Source organism: Rhizobium johnstonii 3841 (assembly GCF_000009265.1).
GTDB lineage: Bacteria > Pseudomonadota > Alphaproteobacteria > Rhizobiales > Rhizobiaceae > Rhizobium > Rhizobium acaciae.
In genome coordinates, this window is the sequence record NC_008380.1 from 1,044,013 (window position 1) to 1,061,691 (window position 17,679).

Consider the following 17,679-nt stretch of genomic DNA (forward strand, 5'->3'; position numbering starts at 1 on the left):
GACCTCTGAGGAAACCCAATGACCGATCACATCATCGTCGAGCAGCCTTCCGCCTATCCCGGCGTCCAGTCTATCCGCTTCAATCGGCCGGAGAAGAAGAACGCCATCACCCGCGCCATGTACCGGACGATGGCCGATGCGCTGAATGCGGCGAACACAAGCCCCAACATTCGCGCCACCGCTTTCCTCGGCACCGAGGGCTGCTTTTCGGCCGGCAACGACCTGAACGATTTTCTGGCTGCCGCAATGGGCGGCCGCGGTCTGGAGCAGGAGATCCTCGATTTCCTCTATGCGCTGGTGAATTCCGAAAAACCCGTCGTCTCCGGCGTCGACGGTCTGGCGGTTGGCATCGGCACGACGATCCATCTCCATTGCGACCTGACCATCGCCTCCAGCCGCAGCCAGTTCCGGACCCCCTTCGTCGATCTGGCGCTGGTGCCGGAGGCCGGTTCCAGCCTCCTCGCGCCGCGCCTGATGGGGCATCAGCGCGCCTTCGCCCTGCTGGCGGCCGGCGAAGCGTTCTCGGCCGAGGAAGCGAAGGAAGCCGGCCTGGTCTGGAAGGTCGTTGAACCTGGCGAAGTCGATGCTCTGACACTTGGCCTCGCCGCAAAGCTCGCCGCCAAGCCGCCAGAGGCGCTGCGCATCGCCCGCGATCTCATTCGCGGCGATCGTGGCGAGATCATCGCCCGCATTGACGAGGAGGCCCGCTATTTCTCCGCGCGGCTCAAAAGTGCCGAGGCCCGGGCGGCCTTCGAAGCCTTCATGCGCCGCTGAGCGTCGCTTCGCGGCGATCTCGGTCAGCAGGCCGACCAACACCAGGAGCAAACGGATGGCGATCAGGCCGCCGGCACATTGAATACCTCGCCTGCCCTGAGCGGCCGGAACCGTTCCGGGGGAATATCATGTTCGCTCATCGCGTCTTGCAACGCTCTTGCCGGGGCGTCGACCGCTTCATTTGTCAGTTGGAACGTGGCGAAGTGATGCCCGGCCACATAGGCCGCATTTGCCAACTTCATCCCGATCACCGCCTCCTGCGGATTCTGGTGCTGCCCTTTCATGAACCATCGCGGCTCATAGGCGCCGAAGGGTAAAATGGCCAAGCGAAAGCCGCCATGCTTCTGCTGTGCCGCTTTGTAATTGATGCCGTGGTGAAAGCCGGTATCTCCGACGTGATAAATTTTTCCGGCTGGAGTCGACAAAACGAACGACGCCCAGAGTGCCATCCGGCGATCGGCGGTTCCGCGGGCGGACCAATGGTGTGCAGGCTCGGCATCAATGCTTATTCCGGCGTGCGAAATGCGCTCGCCCCAGTCCATCGACGTCATCTGTATATCGGGCACGGCACGGCGAATGATCGTGTCATTGCCGAGTGGCGTCACGACACGCGGCCGATGCTTCTCGCCCAACCGCTTGAGCGTCGCGACATCGAGATGATCATAATGATTGTGCGATACCAGCACGAGATCAATCGGCGGCAAATCATCGAACGCGATGCCCGGTCGGACGACGCGCCTGGGTCCGGCAAAAGCGAAGGGACTGGCGCGCTCTGACCATACCGGGTCGGTGAGGATGTTGAGCCCAGCGACCTGCACGAGTATTGTTGCATGGCCGACCATGGTCACCCTTAGATCCTCGCCGTCGACGTATGGATCCGGCTTGGCCGCCGCGTATGGACTTGGGACCGACCTCGGCCAGCGCTCACGGCCACCGCCGAATTGCCACCGCAGCAGATCGCGGAAACCAAGGGGCTCAATTCCTTCGGGATTGAAGAAATGCGTGCCGTCGAAATGATCGGACACTGGACCGTCATAGTAGGGGTTGCGTCTTTTGGCCCTACGCATTGTCGGTGACCAGGGCAACGCTTCTGTTTCTGCCGATCATGTTTGACTTTCCTTGGGCGTGGATCATCGTCCGCCAATCAGTTACTATCTTTTCGATATCATGTCACTATCGAAAAGATACCGAATGAAAAATAGGTCAGTTCGCCAGTGCCCGGTTGCCCGAGGCCGTAAATCTGTGGGTGATGCGTGGAGCATTCAAGTCTTGCGGGATGCACATACGGGCCACACTCGCTTCGACCAATTCAGGAAGAGCCTCGGCATCGTAGCGACCATGCTCGCGAAGCGGCTTAAGGCCCTGAAGGATGATGGCTTGCTGGAAAAGCGCCGCTATTCCGAACGGCCGCCCCGCGAAGAATACACCCTCACCAAAGCCGGCCGGGATTTCCTGCCGGCGCTCATCATGATCGGGGCATGGGCGCACCGTCATTGGCACCGCACAGCCGGCACCAGAGAGCAAAAGTGAGCCGACAGGCCCGCCTATTTCTCCAGCGTCGCCACCACCTCGACATGCGAAGTCCAGAGGAACTGGTCGATCGGCGTCACTTGCGTGATCCGGTAGCCGCCCTCGACGAGGATCGCGAGATCCCGCGCCAGCGTCAGCGGATTGCAGCTGACGGCCACAATTTTCTTCACCGCCGAACGGGCAAGCTCCTGGCACTGGAACTCGGCACCGGCGCGCGGCGGATCGAAGACGACGGCGTCATAGGGCTTGAATTCCTGCGTCATCAGGGGACGGCGGAAGAGATCCCGCTTTTCGACGGTGACCGGCTTCAGCCCTTGCGTGTTGCGGGCGGCATGATCGAGTGCTGCGAGCGCCTTTGCCTCGGCTTCGACGGCGTGCACGCGGCCGATCCGCGCCAGCCGCAGCGAAAACGTGCCGGAGCCGGCAAAGAGATCGGCGATCCGCTTCGCCTTGCCGGCATGGGCCATGACCAGCTCCGCCATCGCCTCTTCCGCCGGCTTCGTTGCCTGGGTGAAACCGCCCGGCGGCGGAGAAACCTGGACGCCGCCGAATTCGACCATCGGCTTCGACGGCTCGACGAGGATTTCGCCGTTCAGCGAAACACGGGCGATGCCGCGCAGGCTGAGCGCGGTCTCGATTGCCTTGCGTCGCTGCGGATCGGAGAGCTTCTTCACGTCGTCGACGGAGATGTCCAGACCGGAAAGCGTTTCGAGCACGGCGATGCGGAAGGGTTCGGCGCTGGTCGCCAGCGATGCCGCAATCGCCCTGATGGCCGGCAGCCGGGCGATGATCCCTGCCGACGAGATCGGACATTCCTCGATGGCGACGATATGGTGGCTTTCGGCCTGGTTGAATCCAACAAGCATGTCCTTCTCGGTCTTGCGTGCAGCAAACACGACACGCCGGCGCTCGCCCGGCCGGGCCGGAACGATCGCGCCGACCTCCGGCGTCAGCCCCTTCGATTTCAGCGCATCGATGACCAGCTGGCGCTTGAAGGCGCGGTAGGGCGCATCTGCCATATGCTGCAGCGTGCAGCCGCCGCAGGTGCCGTTGAGGCCATCCGGGCCGAAGTGTCGGCAAGGCGGCTCCTGCCGGTCGGGCGAGGGCGTCGTGATCGACATGATCGTGCCCTGGCTCTTGACCCGGGCAATCGCCACCGTTTCGCCGGGCAGGGAAAAGGGCACATAGACAGGTCCGCCGGCGCTGCTGGCGATGCCGTCGCCCTGGGCGCCGAGCTTCTCGATCGTGACTGTTTCGGTGCTCACGGCTTCAATCCTGCCAGAAGGAATTCCTGATTGCCGTCGCCGCCGGAAATCGGGGAGGGGATGAGGCCAAGGCTTTTCCAGCCCATATCCTCGACGAACCAGCGCTCCAGTTCTGCAGCAACGGCGGGAGCAGACGAGGGGTCCTTCAGCATCCCGCCCTTGCCGATCGCCTCGCGCCCGGCCTCGAACTGCGGCTTGACCAGCAGCACGGCGACAGCGCCGGGTTCGGCGATCTCAAGGGCCGGCGCGAGCGCCAGCCTCAGCGTGATGAAGGAGACGTCGGAAACGATGAAGGTGGCGGGATGGTCGACATCGTCTGCCGTCAGGTTCCGGGCATTGAGGCCTTCTTTGTTCGTCACCCGCGGATCGCCTGATATGCGCGGATGCATCTGCCCATGGCCGACATCGATCGCGGTGACATGCGCGGCACCGCGCTGCAGCAGCACCTCGGTGAAGCCGCCGGTGGAAGCACCGACATCAAGACAGTGATGGCCGGCGGGATCGAGCCGGAAATGATCGAGTGCGGCGGCAAGCTTCAGTGCGGCGCGCGAGACGTAGTCCTGCGCCGGATCGTCGATCTCGATTGCCGCGTCTGCGCTAAACAGCGCGCCGGCCTTCGTGACCACCTGGCCGCCGATCCTGACGGTGCCGCGCTGCACGGCGTCGCGGGCGCGCGAGCGGCTGGCAAAAAGGCCGAGGGAGACGAGAAGCTGGTCGAGGCGTTGGGTGTTTTGATCTGACATCGGCTGTGCATGACCGGCAAAGCCGCCGGTTGCAAGCATTTTGTTCCCAAGACCGTCATTGACCCTCAAAAGCTTTCGGCGATAATCCTGCCGCGGCGATCGCGGGGCGAGCCGCATGGGGGTGCTCTATGCTGAAGCTCTTCACTCTGATTGTCGCGGTAGCGATGGCATCGCCTGCGCTCGCGAACGACACTATGGCCGAGGTCAAGACCGGCGGGCTTATCTTTGCCCAATCCGACGATGTCAGCATGGCGGAGGAGGATCTCTTCATCTCCGCTTCGGAAGTGCGTGTCGACTACGTCTTCGAGAATAGCTCCGACAAGGATGTCGAAAGCCTGGTCGCCTTTCCGATGCCTGACATATCAGGTCAGGTCGACAACAATTCCGCCATTTCCGATTATGACAGCGATAATTTCCTGCATTTTTCCACCCTGCAAGACGGCAGTCCGATCACCGCCAAGCTGCAGCAGCGCGTCGTCTCGCTCGGCATCGACGTGACCGACGAGTTCGCCAAGCAGGGCATTCCCGTCCTGCCCTATAGCCAGAAGACGACCGAGGCGCTCGCCAAGCTTCCCGAAACCGTCCGCAAGGACTGGATCGCTCGCGGCCTCGTTTATCCCATGAGCGCCGGCGATGCCAAGGTCGATCTCGTGCCGCTCTGGACACTGCGCTCGACCTATTGGTGGCGCACCACCTTTCCGGCGAAGAAAAAGGTCAGCGTAGCGCACCGTTACAAGCCGGCCGTCGGCGGCACTGTCGCCATCAGCTTTCTCGAAGGTGGCGAGCCGAAGGGTGAGCGCTTCGAGGAATATTCCAGCAAATACTGCCTCGACGGAGATTTCGTCAGGGTTGCCCAGCAGCGTGCGCGGGAAGCCGAGGCCGGAGGCGCCAACTATACCGAAAGCTGGATCTCCTATGTGCTGTCGACCGGCGCCAACTGGGCGGGACCGATCAAGCGCTTCCAGCTGACGATCGACAAGGGCAAGCCCGGCAGCCTCATCAGCTTCTGCGGCAGCAACGTTCGGAAGATCGGCCCGACGACCTTCCGGATGACGGCCGAGGATTTCGATCCTGCGAAGGATTTCGACATCCTGATCCTCAATCCTCCAGAAACGGCACAATAATCCGCAGGCTTGGCCGCTGTTGCGCTGCACAAATTTAAACAAATTTAAAGCCTGCCCATATAGGTTGGGCTTGATTGCAGCGGTTCGTCTGGACTGCCCGGCGCCATGAAGGTGCAAGCGTTTCCAATCATGTCCTCAGCTTCAAACGTCCCTGCGGTTGCGCGTTTCGCGCGACCTGCCTCTCGCCGCGTCGACTGTCGTCAGGAGAAATCACCGATGTCCGCCAAAAACATATCCTTGAACGGTAAGCTTGCGGCCACGTTCGCAGCCCTCATTCTCATTTTCGTCGCCGTTTCCGCTTTCGTCTATTCCAAGGCGACGGCGTCCGCGGCCGCGTCTGCCGAGCAGGAAAAGTCCGAGCTGCTCGTCAACCAGATCGACGATGCACTGCAGGCAATGCTCGAGCAGGCCGTCAACCTGCGCGGCTTCATCCTCTTCCGCAGCGACAGCACCTATGGCGATGTCTTCGCCAACCGCGAGCGCATGCTGAAGGCGATTGCCGCCGCCAAGCAGACGGCGGCCGGCGAGCCGCAGCTGGTCGAGATGATCGACGGCATGCAGAAGGCCGCCGATCTCTATTTTCATGAACTTGCCGAGCCGCAGACCAAGGCGCGCAAGGAAACCGACATGCCGATCGAAGAGGTCGTCAAGATCGGCGTCAACGCCACCAAGGGCCAGCTCGACGGCTTCCGCCAGGCCTCCGCCAAGATCAAGGCCACCGCGCGTGAAAAGTCGGAAGCGCTGGCCACGATCCGCGCCGATGCCAACAGCCATCTGAAGACGACGCTGCTTGCCGGCGGCATCGTCGCCTCGGTTGCCGCCGCCATGCTTGCTTGGCTGATGTCGCGCACCATCGTCCGCCCGGTCGTCGGCATGACGAGCGCCATGGATCGCCTCGCCGGCGGCCAGAACGATATCGAGGTTCCGGCTGTCGAGCGCGGCGATGAAATCGGCCGCATGGCCCAGTCCGTCCTGGTCTTCAAGCAGGCGGCGATCGAGAAGCTGCGTCTTGCCGGCGAGACCGACCGCATGCGCGACGATGCCGAGCGCCAGCGCCGGGCAGGCGACGAGCAGAAGGCGCGCGAGGAAAGCGAGATCCGCTTTGCCATCGACGCCTTGGCGGGCGGCCTTGCCGAGCTTGCCAATGGCGATATGGCCGGTCGTATCCAGACGCCGTTTGCCTCGCAATATGACAGCCTGCGCAATGACTTCAATCATGCCGTCGAAAAGCTGCAGGCGGCGCTGCAATCGGTCGGCCGCAACGCTTCGGCGATCAATGCCGGCGCCGGCGAAATCCGCTCGGCCGCCGACGATCTGGCCCACCGCACCGAGCAGCAGGCTGCCGCCGTCGAACAGACCGCAGCTGCGCTCGAGGAAGTGACGACGACCGTCCGCGACAGCGCCAAGCGCGCCGAGGATGTCGGCAATCTCGTCGAGCGCGCCCGCCTCGGCGCCGAGAAATCAGGCGAAGTCGTCCGCAAGGCCGTCTCCGCCATGCAGCAGATCGAGAAGTCCTCGGGCGAAATCTCCAACATCATCGGCGTGATCGACGACATCGCCTTCCAGACCAATCTTTTGGCCTTGAATGCAGGCGTCGAAGCCGCCCGCGCCGGCGATGCCGGCAAGGGCTTTGCCGTCGTCGCCCAGGAAGTGCGCGAACTTGCCCAGCGCTCGGCCAAGGCCGCCAAGGAGATCAAGGCGCTGATCACCACCTCGGGCGAACAAGTCGTTGCCGGCGTCGGCTTGGTCGGCGAGACCGGCAAGGCGCTGGAGGTCATCGTCTCCGAGGTGCAGGAGATCAACCACCACGTCAGCGCCATCGTCACCGCCACACGCGAACAGTCGATCGGCCTGCAGGAGATCAACACCGCCGTCAACAACATGGACCAGGGCACGCAGCAGAACGCCGCCATGGTCGAGGAGCAGACCGCGGCAAGCCATGCGCTCGCGCAGGAGGCAAACGCTCTCGAAGAATTGCTGCGCCAGTTCAAGCTCGGTCAGGTGGCCCCGGCGCCGCGCGCCAGCGTTGCCGGCACGAGCTCCCGCCCAGTCGCCTCTCCAGCCCACGCCCTGACCCGCACCGTCGCCAAGGCCTTCGGCGGAAGACAGGCAAGCGGTGCGGCGACCGTTCAGGAAGAGTGGACGGAGTTCTGAGAGGCGCCCTTTCTTAGGGACGTTAAATGAAGAGGGCGGTGCAGCGATGCGCCGCCTTTTTTTATTGGGAAGATCGGCATGGTGGGAGCAAGAGGCTGCCCCTCACCCTAACCCTCTCCCCGTAAACGGGGCGAGGGGACGTGCCCTGCGAGAGGCGAGAGAGGAACGGAAAGGCTGCGGCTATCCCCCTTCGCCCCGCCTGCGGGGAGAAGGTGCCGGCAGGCGGATGAGGGGCAGCGCAACGGCACGCCCTCACCCAAATCCTATCCCGCAACCCCAACCGCAACCCCGCGCCCCAGCGCCTTGAACACCGTCGAGACGATGCCGGCGCGGTCGAGGCCGGCGTGGGCGTTCATGGCTTCGGGCTTGGCCTGCTCCATCCAGATGTCGGGCATGACGAGCGAGCGCAGCTTCAACCCGTTGTCGAGCAGGCCTTCGGTGGCGAGGAAATGCATCACATGGCTGCCGAAGCCTCCGATCGAGCCTTCCTCAACGGTGATCACCATCTCATGGTGGCGGGCAAGCTGGCGGATCAGGTCATGGTCGAGCGGCTTGGCGAAACGCGCATCGGCGACCGTCGTCGAAAGCCCGGCGGCGTCGAGATCCTCGGCGGCCAGCAGACAATCGGCAAGCCGTGTGCCGAAGGAGAGCAGCGCCACCTTGGTGCCTTCCTTGACGATGCGGCCCTTGCCGATCTGCAGGATTTCGCCGCGCGCCGGCATATCGACGCCGACGCCTTCGCCGCGCGGATAGCGGAACGAGATCGGCCCGCCATCATAGGCGACAGCCGTGCGCACCATATGCTTGAGTTCGGCCTCGTCGGCCGCCGCCATCACCACGAAGCCGGGCAGGGTGGTGAGGAAGGCGGTATCGAAGGAGCCGGCATGCGTCGGCCCGTCGGCGCCGACGAAACCGGCACGGTCGATCGGAAACCGCACCGGCAGTCCCTGGATCGCTACGTCGTGCACGACCTGGTCGTAGGCGCGCTGCAGGAAGGTGGAATAGAGGGCCGCGAACGGCTTGTAGCCTTCCGCTGCCAGGCCGGCAGCGAAGGTGACGGCATGCTGCTCGGCAATACCGACGTCGAAACACCGCGACGGAAAGGCCTCGGCGAGCTTGTCGAGGCCGGTACCATTCGGCATGGCGGCGGTGATGCCGACGATCTTGTCGTCGAGGGTGGCTTCCTGCACCAGCGCTTCGGCAAAGACGCTGGTATAGCTCGGCGCATTCGGCTTGACCCTTGCCTGGGCGCCGGTGATGACGTCGAACTTGTTGACGCCGTGATACTTGTCGGCCGCCGCTTCCGCCGGCGGATAGCCCTTGCCCTTCTGGGTGACGACATGGATCAGCACCGGTCCGCGCCCATTGTCGCGCACATTGCGCAACACGGGCAGCAGGTGGTCGAAGGAATGCCCGTCGATCGGGCCGATATGATAAAAGCCCATCTCCTCGAACATCGTGCCGCCGGTGACGTAGCCGCGCGCATGCTCGACGGCACGGGTGATCGCCCGGTCGATATTCTTGCCGAGATAGGCCGTCAGCTTCTTGCCGAAGTCACGGAAGCCCATATAGGTGCGCCCCGAGGCGAGACGGGCAAGATAGGCGCTCATGGCGCCCGTCGGCGGCGCGATCGACATGTCGTTGTCGTTGAGGATGACGATGAGGCGCGCATCCAGCGCGCCGGCATTGTTCAGCGCCTCATAGGCCATGCCGGCCGACATCGCCCCGTCGCCGATGACGGCGATGACGCGGCGGTCCGATTTGTCGAGGTCGGCGGCAATCGCCATGCCGAGGCCGGCCGAAATCGAGGTCGAGGAATGCGCCGCGCCGAAGGGATCATATTCGCTCTCCGCCCGGCGGGTGAAGCCGGACAGCCCGTCTTCCTGGCGCAGCGTCCGAATGCGGTCACGCCGGCCGGTGAGAATCTTGTGCGGATAACATTGATGGCCGACATCGAAGATCAGCCGATCATCAGGTGTGTCGAAGACGCTGTGGATGGCGATCGTCAATTCGACGACGCCGAGACCGGCGCCCAGATGGCCGCCGGTGCGCGACACCGCATCGATCATTTCGTCCCGGACTTCGCGGGCAAGCTGCGGCAGGTCGCGATCCTCGAGCTTGCGCAGGTCGGCGGGATAGATGACCTGGTCGAGCAGGGGGGTCTTCGGCAGTTGTGTCACGGGCGGGCGCTCTTTCTTGCTTTTCCTTGTTCCGCTTTATTCGATTAGATTGCGGCAAAACAAGTGCATTTCAGGAACCGAAGGTTTTTACCTTAGAGCATGATGCCGAAAAGTGTGAGCGGTTTTCGGACAAGATCATGCTCCCACTATTAAAGCATGGTGCCGAAAAGTGTGAACGGTTTTCGGCGGAGATCCAGCTCTATTTCTCGATCCCGATCCGGAGGAATCGGATCATCGGGATCCGTTTAGCCTTCCGGCAAAGGCACGAATTCCTCTTCGTCTCCGGGAACGATATCGAAGCGGCCGGTGCGCCATTCCTCCTTGGCCTGTTCGATCCGCTCCTTCGAGGAGGAGACGAAATTCCACCAGATATAACGTTTCGAATTGAGCGCCGCCCCTCCGAAGAGCATCAGGTGGCAGCCGTCGCGGCCGGCTTCCAGCGTGATCTGATCGCCCGGCCGGAAGACCAGCAGCTGGTCGGCGGCGAAGCGGTCGCCTGATATGACGACCTCGCCCGACAGCACGTAGACGGCGCGCTCTTCATGCGCCGCGCCGAAGGGAAATTTGGCGCCTGGCTGCAGGTCGAGATCGACATAGAGCGTGTCGGAGAAGACGCCGACCGGCGATGTCATGCCTTCGAACGAGCCGATGACCACACGCCCGCGCACGCCTGCCGTCTCGATCAGCGGCATGGCGGATTTTTCCGTATGGGCGAAGGCGGGATCGATCTCCTCCTTGTCGTCGGGCAGCGCCAGCCAGGTCTGCAGCCCCGACATCAGCAGCGGATGGCCGCGCAGATTGTCGGGAGTGCGCTCGGAGTGCACGATGCCGCGGCCGGCCGTCATCAGGTTGATGTCGCCGGGACGGATGACCTTTTCGGTGCCGAGGCTGTCGCGATGACGGATCTCGCCGTCGAACAGATAGGTGACCGTCGACAGTCCGATATGCGGATGCGGCTTGACGTCGAGCGCCTCGTCGGGCTTCAGGATCGCCGGCCCCATGCGGTCGAAGAAGATGAATGGCCCGACCAGCCGCCGCTGCCGGCTGGGCAGCGCGCGGCGCACCTGGAAACCGCCGATATCGCTGGTGCGCGGGATGATCAGGTTCTCGATCGCGTCGCAGGCGAAGGCATCGCCGGGCAGGGGATCTTTACCGGGAAAAAAGGACATTGGGATCTCCGATCGCTACAGTGCCAAGCGTCATCGCCCACAGATAGCGCCTCGAGCGCCGCACGTCCAATCGGACGCGCGCCGGCTCAGATCGCGGTAAAACCATTGTCGACGAAGAGATGCGCGCCATTGACGAAGCCCGACTCGTCGCTGGCGAGATAAAGCGCGGCCCGCGCAACATCCTCCGGCTCGCCGATCCGACCTTGCTGCGCGGCAATGGCGGCATCCGAAACGTCGACGCCGAGCGCCTGCAGGTCAGCCACCTCGCGCAGGCCATGCGGCGTGCGGATGAAGCCGGGGCAGACGGCGTTGCAGCGGATGTTGCGGTCGCGGAATTCCACCGCGATGGCGCGGGCAAACATATGCACGGCCCCTTTGGTCGTGTCGTAAAGCACTTCCATCGGCGTGGCGGCGACCGCCGAGATCGACGAGGTGCAGACGATCGACCCGCCGCCGCTGGCGATCATCTTCGGCAGCACGGCCTTGGTCATCAGGAACATCGAGCGCACATTGACGGCGTGCAGCCAATCCCATTCCTCAACGGTCGTTTCGAGAAAAGGTTTGATGACGATCGTGCCGGCGTGATTGAAGAGCACGGTGACTGCACCGTAACGTTTTTCGACGCCGGCGACGGCGGCATTGACGGCGGCTTCGTCCGAGACGTCGGCCGTCCAGCAATCGGCCTTGCCGCCGGCATCACGGATTTGCTTCACGGTCTCTGCGGCTGCATCGCCATTGCGGTCGATGATCGCAACACGCGCGCCTTCCGCCGCAAAAAGCTTCGAAGCGGCGCCGCCCATGCCGGTCGCGCCGCCCGAGATAATGGCGACCTTGCCCTTCAACCTGTCCGTCATTCCCATGTCCCCTCGCTGTTTTGCAAAGGGATCATAGATCGGTCCGAAGCCGATAGCCAAGCACCTTCAAAAGGGAGTTTGCCGCATCAGGCGCCGTCGAGCGGCTCGACGCCCTGCGGCTTGCCGGCGCGGTCGAGCCGGATCTTCTCGATGCGGTTTTCGGCGGCCGAAAGCAGCGTTTCGCAATGTTTCTTCAGCGCTTCGCCGCGCTCATAGATCTCGATCGATTCATCCAGCGCCACATCGCCGCGTTCCAGCCGGGCGACGATGCTTTCGAGTTCGGCGACCGCCTTTTCGAAGGAAAGGCCGGACACCTCCGGCTTGGCGCTGTCAGTCATTCTCAACCCTTCATCATTCTCAGAATATGCATGCCCGCCGATTCGGCGAGTCCCTCGAGATCATAACCGCCTTCGAGCAGGCTGACGACCCGGTTCTTCGCGTGCCGGTCCGCGAGTTCGAGCACACGCCCGGTCGCCCAGTCGAAATCCTCGCCGGTCAGATTGATCTGCGCCAGCGGATCGCGGTGATGCGCGTCGAAGCCGGCGGAGATGATGATGAGATCCGGCCGGAAATCGTCAAGGGCGGGCAGCACGCGCGATTTGAACGCCTCGCGAAAATGGTCGCTGCCGACATTCGGCGACAGCGGCGCATTGACGATGGTGTTGTGCTTGCCCTTCTCGTCCTTGGCGCCGGTGCCGGGATAGAGCGGCATCTGATGCGTCGAGCAGAACAGCACCGAAGCATCGTCCCAGAAGATATCCTGCGTGCCGTTGCCGTGGTGCACGTCCCAGTCGACAATGGCGATGCGCTCGGCGCCATGCGTCCTCTGCGCATGCCGGGCGGCGATCGCCGCATTGTTGAAGAAGCAGAAGCCCATCGCCGTCATCTTCTCGGCATGGTGCCCCGGCGGGCGGGCGGCGACGAAGACATTGTCGGCCCGGCCGGTAAAGACATCGTCCACCGCCGCCATCGCCCCGCCGATGCCGGTCAGCGCCGCCTGCAGGCTCTTGCTGCTGGCATAGGTGTCGGCTTCGATCTGGTTGATCTCACCCTCTTCCTCGGGGATCTCCCGCATGACGGCGATGAGATGTTCCTCCGGATGGGCAAGCAGCACCGCATCCTCGTTCGCCTGCGGCGCCGGCCGACGCTCCAGCCGCTCGAAATTCGGATGTTCCAGCGCGACATTGATGGCGCGGATCCTGTCCGATCGCTCCGGATGGCCGGCGGGCGTGACATGTTCCAGGAAGATCGGGTGTTCATAAAGACGGGTGCTCATGAAGACACTCTATCGGTCGCTTATGTCATGTGCCACAGCAGATGGGGCATCGCCTGACGATTTCAACAAGCGCTCTTGCCGCGCCTGCCGACCGTTGACCTATCACACTGTCTCATTTGCGCAGTTTTCGTCGAGCCGGTCCATGGCAACGGCGCCGCATCTTTTCAGGCGTGCAAAGGATACTGTAACACTTTGAACTATTGCGTAATTTTATCCTTAAGCTAGTTCCGGTATAAGCAATTATGCAGTAATGTTGCCATGGGGAACTCAGTAGGGCAGATCTGTTGATGAGTCAGTCGGAACGCCCGGATGTGGCGGAAATACGCGTGCCGTTTCGCGATGTCGATATGAACGGCCAGATGTTTCTGGCCTCCTATATTTCCTATGCCGAGTCCGTGCTTGCGAGCTTCTGGTCCTCACGGCCCGATGTCGATGACGAACCCGTCTATAGCCCCAGCAAAGTTTCCTGCTTTCTCCACCGTCCGCTGCACTACGACGAGCCGGCAACCTTCACCGCCACCATCGACAAGATCGGCGTGCGCTCCATCGGCTTCCTCATTTCGATCGATACGGGCGAGGAGCGCGCCGCCGAGGTGGAAATCATCTGGCAGGCCCACGCCCCCGAAGACCAGTCGCCGGCCTCGCTGCCCGAGGAGACGCGCGACTGGCTTTATCGATTTTTGAATTAGGGGATTCCAAAGGCGAAACGGTTTTCCCGGGAGTTGCGCGAAAACCAAAAGAAGGCATTTCAGTGCCTCCGAGAAACGGGAGCGCTCTTTCCGGCCGCTGAATAGCCGGATTACGCTGGAATATGCCAAGCCCGGCTATGCGCTGACCGGCTCTGAAACGCTCTTTCGCGAACTCCACTCCTCCTTGGTCTGCGTCTTGATGTCGAACTGGTCGCGCGTCCTCGCATAGGTATGGCCACCCATCCTGCCGACGGCGTCCATCAGTTGCTGGTCGATATGCAGGTTCGTCGGATTGACCGCGTCGCTTCTGACGTAGACGCCGAGCACTTCCCCGAGGATGATCTCGCGCGCCGGGCCGACCTGCAAGGTGGTGTGGCGGCGGCATTCGAGAGCGGCGGGTGCTGCCAGGATGCGGGGGCTTCTGACCATCTGTCCCGGCGCCGTTGCCAGTCCGGCTTCCGAGAGTTCGTCGACCTCAGGGCCGAACTTGATGGCGCAGACTTCCATCTGGTCGACAAGCGCGTCATCGCAGATATGGACCGTGAACTCGCCGGTTTCGCGGATGTTGCGGGCGGTATCCTTGAAGCGCATGTCGGCATAATTCTCGACGCCGATGGCAACGATTGCCGGGTCGTGGGTCAGGACGTTGAAGAAGCTGAACGGGCCGGCATTCGGCAGGCCTTCCTTGCTCACCGTCGTCACCAGCGCGATCGGGCGGGGAATGACCGTGCCGATGAGGATCTTGTAACGCTCGCGCTCGGTCAGCTTGGCGAAATCGAAATGCGTGTGTTGTTTATGATGGGTCATGTCAGGCCTCGGCTGCGACGCGGTGGGTTTCAAGCGGGGTATGGCGGCTGAGGTTCTCAAAGCCGTCCTTGGTCACGACATACATGTCGCCGATGTTGCAGCCGGCCGACAACGGCTCCAGCCATTGCGTGTGCAGCACGAAGACCATGCCCTCCTCCATCCTGTCGTAGTTATGCGAGGAGATGTTGAAGCTGTTCTGGCCGCCGGCCATGCCGACCGAATGGCCGAGGTTCGGATTGTGCGGTCCGTGCGTTGCCGGATAGACGTGCATGAGCTTGCGGCCTTGCGCTTCCCAGTCGATGTCCTTCACATATTGATTGGGGATCAGGCGCGCTCCGCCATCTTCCATCGGCGACCAGTTATAGGGCATGGTTCGCGCCTCGGCTGAGGTGAGCATGCCGCGCTCGATCATCGGCTCGAAGGCGGCATTGTTGACGTCGCGCATCAATGCGCCGGGCCTAATCAGCTTTTCGGCCCGCTTGACGCCTTCGGTGCAGGCGGCAAGCACATCCTCCTGATGGCTGCTGATATCGCCGACCGCGATCATGCGGGCGGTCTGGGCGGTATAGCCGCGATAGGTGACGTTGGAGATATAGAGGTTGATGAGGTCGCCGGGCCGGACGATGTGGCCATAGGGTTTGCCGCAATGGGTGCCGAATTCATTGATGCCGATCTGGTAGCCGTCGCCGGTTTCGCCGCCGAGTGCCATCTGCGCATAGGTGAAGACGGCCAGGATTTCATGGTCGGTGACGCCTGGCTTCGCCACATGATAGGCGGCCTGCGTGCCGATGCTGATCAACTGGGCGGCGGCGCGGAACATCTCGATCTCGGGCAGTGAGCGGACCTTCTGCATGCGGTCGAGAATGGCGTTGTCGGCCACGAACTTGCTCTTCGGCATCAACTCGTCGAGCGCAGACCAGAAGGTCAGAGACGTACGGTCGCCGATCCTGCCGATCTGCGCCTTGGCAAGACCGAGACTGGCGAGAACCTCGGCACATTTCTCGGCGGTCTTGAGGACGGAATCGCCGGGGCGGTCGGCATATTCGCGGCCGATCGGGCCGATCTGCCAGATTTCGTCGACGAGCACGGGCTCGCCGCCCGGCGGAAGCAGGACGGATTGAGTGAAGAAGGAGAGAAGCACCATCGCCTTGTCGGCATCGGTCGGAATGATCAGCACGCCTTCGCGCATCCAGTCGCAGATGTAACGCAGATAGGCATTCGAGGCGTGGAACCAGCCGACGCTGCCGGCATGGACGACCAGCGCGTCATGACCGGCTTCGACCGCCTGACGGCGAATTCTGCGAAGGCGATCCTCGAACTCTTCGACAGGAAGCGGCAGCGGCGCGGAGAAATCGAAATCCGGCTGGAAATCGGCCAGCAGCGATCCCATCCGATAGGCGCCTGCGTTTGTCGCGCGCATGTTCATGAGTTTGTTCCTTCTAATTCAAGCATAGGTCAATGACGGATCGTTCAGGCCTGCCGCGGCGGCGCGAGCACACGCCGGGCAACAAGCAGTCCCACCAGCGTCACGCCAATCAGAATTCCGGAGATTGCCGCGACGCGCACATCGAGCGATTCCTCGATCAGCGCGAACATGCGCAGCGGCAGGACGGTCGTTCTGGCATCGGCGAGGAAAAGCGACACCGACACATTATCGAGCGACTGGATGAAGACGAGGAATGCGCCGGCCAGAATGCCGGGCATCAGCAGCGGCAGGGTGACGCGCCGCAGTGTCATGAACCAGCTCGCGCCCATCGTCGTCGATGCCTCGGCAAGCGAGGGATTGAGACCCTGGGCGACGACGGAGGCGGCGCGGTACATCAGCGGCCCGAAGACGACGACATGGCCTGATACGGTCAGCCAGAGCGACGGCTTGAAGCCGATGAAATTGGCGACGATCAAGGCGGCAAGACCGTAGACCAGGCTCGGCAGGACGAGCGGGGCGAGCAGCAGCGGCTCGATCGTGCCGACAGTGCTGCGCTTCATGCGCGTCATGCCGATGGTTGCCGGAACCGCAAAGATCAGCGATCCGAGGACGGCAAGGCCGGCGATCTTCAGCGAGTTCCAGGCGGCGATATGTTCGGTTGCCGAGCGAACGGGATCGAGCAGCGCCGCATACCACCTGAGCGAAAAGCCCTGCGGCGGATATTTCAATGTCTGCCCCGAGGTAAACGACATCGTCAGCGCAATCACGATCGGTGCGACGAGATAGATGACGCAGAGGCCGCCGAAACCGTAGACGAATGCCTTGTAGAGCATGACGGGAATGGGATTTTCGCGACGATCACGCATGACCGACCAACCTCCTGTGACGGGATATCATGGTAAGGGCGACCAGCAGGCAGCCGGTGGACAGCAGCAGGACGACGGCGATGGCCGAGGCCAGCGGCCAGTCGAACAGCGTGCCGACTTCGCGGTAAATCAACTGCGGAACATAGACGTTGCGGGCGCCACCGATGACGGCCTGGGTGACGAAGGAACTGCTGGTGCTGGCAAAAACCAGGATCCAGCCCGCCAGCAGGCCCGGCAGCATCAGCGGCAAAAGCACGGTGACAAAGATGCGCCAGGGGCCGGCGCCGGAAACCTGAGCCGCTTCCGTCAGTTGCACCGGCGTACGTGACAGGATGGCAATCAGCGGCAGGATGATCAGCGGCAGGTCGATCTGGCACATGGCCATGACCAGGCCGAGTTCGGTAAACAGCAGGCTGGTCGGCATCCCCGTCAGGCCGAGCGCGACCAGCGCTTCGCTGATCGGCCCCTGGCGTCCGAGGATGACGATCCAGGCGAAGGTGCGCACGACATTGCTGGTCAGCATCGGAATGAGCGTCAGGAAGATCAGCACCTGCCGCAGGTTTCGGCCGCCGTGCCAGTAGAGAAGCGCGATCGGCACGCCGAGCAAGGTCGTGCCGATGACGGTTTCGAGCCCGAGCCTTGCAGTATTGACGAGGACGCGGAAATTGAACGCGTCGCCGAAGAAGCGGGCATAATGTTCGAGGGTTGCTCCGCCGGGGCCGGCGAAGCTGAAACCGACGAGGACGGCGAGCGGCGTTGCGAAGAACGCCACGGAAAGCAACAGCATCGGTAGGACGTATGGGAAGCCGCTCGCCTTCATCA

Annotated in this window: 16 protein-coding genes and 1 pseudogene; 5 read left to right on the forward strand and 12 right to left on the reverse strand. The window is 62.7% G+C overall.

The features are described from left to right. The first annotated feature begins 18 nt into the window (after positions 1-18). A complete protein-coding gene (locus RL_RS05030; protein WP_011650704.1) occupies positions 19-774 on the forward strand; it encodes a crotonase/enoyl-CoA hydratase family protein in 756 nt (251 codons plus the stop codon). A gap of 62 nt (positions 775-836) precedes the next feature. Here RL_RS05030 and RL_RS05035 read toward each other — a convergent pair whose 3' ends face one another. Then, positions 837-1,841, reverse strand: coding sequence for an MBL fold metallo-hydrolase (locus tag RL_RS05035; RefSeq protein ID WP_041936182.1), 1,005 nt, complete (start codon positions 1,839-1,841; stop codon positions 837-839). A gap of 124 nt (positions 1,842-1,965) precedes the next feature. Here RL_RS05035 and RL_RS05040 point away from each other — a divergent pair. After that, positions 1,966-2,268 (forward strand): annotated as a pseudogene (locus RL_RS05040) (winged helix-turn-helix transcriptional regulator); the annotation flags it as partial. A gap of 50 nt (positions 2,269-2,318) precedes the next feature. On the opposite strand, the gene RL_RS05045 reads toward RL_RS05040, so the two are convergent. Then, positions 2,319-3,569: a class I SAM-dependent RNA methyltransferase gene (locus RL_RS05045; protein ID WP_011650707.1), complete on the reverse strand. Its 1,251-nt coding sequence runs from the start codon at positions 3,567-3,569 to the stop codon at positions 2,319-2,321. Then, a complete protein-coding gene (locus tag RL_RS05050; RefSeq protein ID WP_028742750.1) occupies positions 3,566-4,351 on the reverse strand; it encodes a TlyA family RNA methyltransferase in 786 nt (261 codons plus the stop codon). Before RL_RS05050 ends, RL_RS05045 begins: the two co-directional genes overlap by 4 nt. 89 nt (positions 4,352-4,440) lie before the next feature. On the opposite strand from RL_RS05050, the gene RL_RS05055 reads away from it, so the two are divergent. Together RL_RS05055 and RL_RS05060 are read left to right on the forward strand one after the other, a co-directional pair. Next, positions 4,441-5,436: a DUF4424 domain-containing protein gene (locus tag RL_RS05055; RefSeq protein WP_011650709.1), complete on the forward strand. Its 996-nt coding sequence runs from the start codon at positions 4,441-4,443 to the stop codon at positions 5,434-5,436. Positions 5,437-5,652: 216 nt separating this feature from the next. Then, positions 5,653-7,590: a methyl-accepting chemotaxis protein gene (locus RL_RS05060; protein ID WP_041936183.1), complete on the forward strand. Its 1,938-nt coding sequence runs from the start codon at positions 5,653-5,655 to the stop codon at positions 7,588-7,590. A gap of 263 nt (positions 7,591-7,853) precedes the next feature. Here RL_RS05060 and dxs read toward each other — a convergent pair whose 3' ends face one another. From dxs to RL_RS05085, 5 genes are all read right to left on the reverse strand, one after another. After that, positions 7,854-9,770 carry a 1-deoxy-D-xylulose-5-phosphate synthase gene (gene dxs / locus RL_RS05065; protein ID WP_011650711.1) on the reverse strand — a complete coding sequence of 639 codons (1,917 nt, stop codon included), beginning with the start codon at positions 9,768-9,770 and terminating at the stop codon, positions 7,854-7,856. Positions 9,771-10,015: 245 nt separating this feature from the next. Beyond that, entirely contained in the window at positions 10,016-10,939 is a 924-nt protein-coding gene (locus tag RL_RS05070) for a pirin family protein (RefSeq protein ID WP_011650712.1), read from the reverse strand. Between the two features lie 86 nt (positions 10,940-11,025). Further along, positions 11,026-11,793 (reverse strand): SDR family NAD(P)-dependent oxidoreductase, encoded by a 768-nt coding sequence (locus RL_RS05075; protein ID WP_041936531.1) that lies wholly within the window; start codon positions 11,791-11,793, stop codon positions 11,026-11,028. 86 nt (positions 11,794-11,879) lie between these two features. Next, positions 11,880-12,131 carry an exodeoxyribonuclease VII small subunit gene (locus RL_RS05080; RefSeq protein WP_003545921.1) on the reverse strand — a complete coding sequence of 84 codons (252 nt, stop codon included), beginning with the start codon at positions 12,129-12,131 and terminating at the stop codon, positions 11,880-11,882. Between the two features lie 2 nt (positions 12,132-12,133). Continuing rightward, on the reverse strand, positions 12,134-13,069 hold the full coding sequence (locus RL_RS05085) for a histone deacetylase family protein (protein ID WP_011650715.1): 936 nt from the start codon (positions 13,067-13,069) through the stop codon (positions 12,134-12,136). A 287-nt stretch (positions 13,070-13,356) separates the two neighbouring features. Between RL_RS05085 and RL_RS05090 the strand changes: the two genes are divergently transcribed. Next, positions 13,357-13,758 carry an acyl-CoA thioesterase gene (locus RL_RS05090; RefSeq protein WP_028742755.1) on the forward strand — a complete coding sequence of 134 codons (402 nt, stop codon included), beginning with the start codon at positions 13,357-13,359 and terminating at the stop codon, positions 13,756-13,758. A 135-nt stretch (positions 13,759-13,893) separates the two neighbouring features. On the opposite strand, the gene RL_RS05095 is transcribed toward RL_RS05090, so the two are convergent. The 4 genes from RL_RS05095 to RL_RS05110 are packed head-to-tail and all read right to left on the reverse strand — an operon-like array spanning position 13,894 to position 17,677. Beyond that, positions 13,894-14,565 (reverse strand): flavin reductase family protein, encoded by a 672-nt coding sequence (locus RL_RS05095; protein WP_011650717.1) that lies wholly within the window; start codon positions 14,563-14,565, stop codon positions 13,894-13,896. A 1-nt stretch (position 14,566) separates the two neighbouring features. Beyond that, positions 14,567-15,991: a M24 family metallopeptidase gene (locus RL_RS05100; protein ID WP_011650718.1), complete on the reverse strand. Its 1,425-nt coding sequence runs from the start codon at positions 15,989-15,991 to the stop codon at positions 14,567-14,569. A 44-nt stretch (positions 15,992-16,035) separates the two neighbouring features. Further along, the gene (locus RL_RS05105; RefSeq protein ID WP_011650719.1) at positions 16,036-16,857 is read right to left on the reverse strand and encodes an ABC transporter permease; all 822 of its coding nucleotides are present in this window, start codon (positions 16,855-16,857) and stop codon (positions 16,036-16,038) included. Further along, on the reverse strand, positions 16,850-17,677 hold the full coding sequence (locus tag RL_RS05110) for an ABC transporter permease (protein ID WP_041936184.1): 828 nt from the start codon (positions 17,675-17,677) through the stop codon (positions 16,850-16,852). The genes RL_RS05105 and RL_RS05110 overlap by 8 nt, the downstream gene beginning before the upstream one ends. Positions 17,678-17,679: the final 2 nt, after the last annotated feature.

Coding starts and splice junctions, on each gene's coding strand:
- RL_RS05030 (WP_011650704.1), top strand. CDS start 19: ATGACCGATCACATCATCGTCGAGCAGCCTTCCGCCTATCCCGGCGTC.
- RL_RS05035 (WP_041936182.1), bottom strand. CDS start 1,841: ATGCGTAGGGCCAAAAGACGCAACCCCTACTATGACGGTCCAGTGTCC.
- RL_RS05050 (WP_028742750.1), bottom strand. CDS start 4,351: ATGCTTGCAACCGGCGGCTTTGCCGGTCATGCACAGCCGATGTCAGAT.
- RL_RS05055 (WP_011650709.1), top strand. CDS start 4,441: ATGCTGAAGCTCTTCACTCTGATTGTCGCGGTAGCGATGGCATCGCCT.
- RL_RS05060 (WP_041936183.1), top strand. CDS start 5,653: ATGTCCGCCAAAAACATATCCTTGAACGGTAAGCTTGCGGCCACGTTC.
- RL_RS05070 (WP_011650712.1), bottom strand. CDS start 10,939: ATGTCCTTTTTTCCCGGTAAAGATCCCCTGCCCGGCGATGCCTTCGCC.
- RL_RS05075 (WP_041936531.1), bottom strand. CDS start 11,793: ATGACGGACAGGTTGAAGGGCAAGGTCGCCATTATCTCGGGCGGCGCG.
- RL_RS05080 (WP_003545921.1), bottom strand. CDS start 12,131: ATGACTGACAGCGCCAAGCCGGAGGTGTCCGGCCTTTCCTTCGAAAAG.
- RL_RS05085 (WP_011650715.1), bottom strand. CDS start 13,069: ATGAGCACCCGTCTTTATGAACACCCGATCTTCCTGGAACATGTCACG.
- RL_RS05090 (WP_028742755.1), top strand. CDS start 13,357: ATGAGTCAGTCGGAACGCCCGGATGTGGCGGAAATACGCGTGCCGTTT.
- RL_RS05095 (WP_011650717.1), bottom strand. CDS start 14,565: ATGACCCATCATAAACAACACACGCATTTCGATTTCGCCAAGCTGACC.
- RL_RS05100 (WP_011650718.1), bottom strand. CDS start 15,991: ATGAACATGCGCGCGACAAACGCAGGCGCCTATCGGATGGGATCGCTG.
- RL_RS05105 (WP_011650719.1), bottom strand. CDS start 16,857: ATGCGTGATCGTCGCGAAAATCCCATTCCCGTCATGCTCTACAAGGCA.
- RL_RS05110 (WP_041936184.1), bottom strand. CDS start 17,677: ATGAAGGCGAGCGGCTTCCCATACGTCCTACCGATGCTGTTGCTTTCC.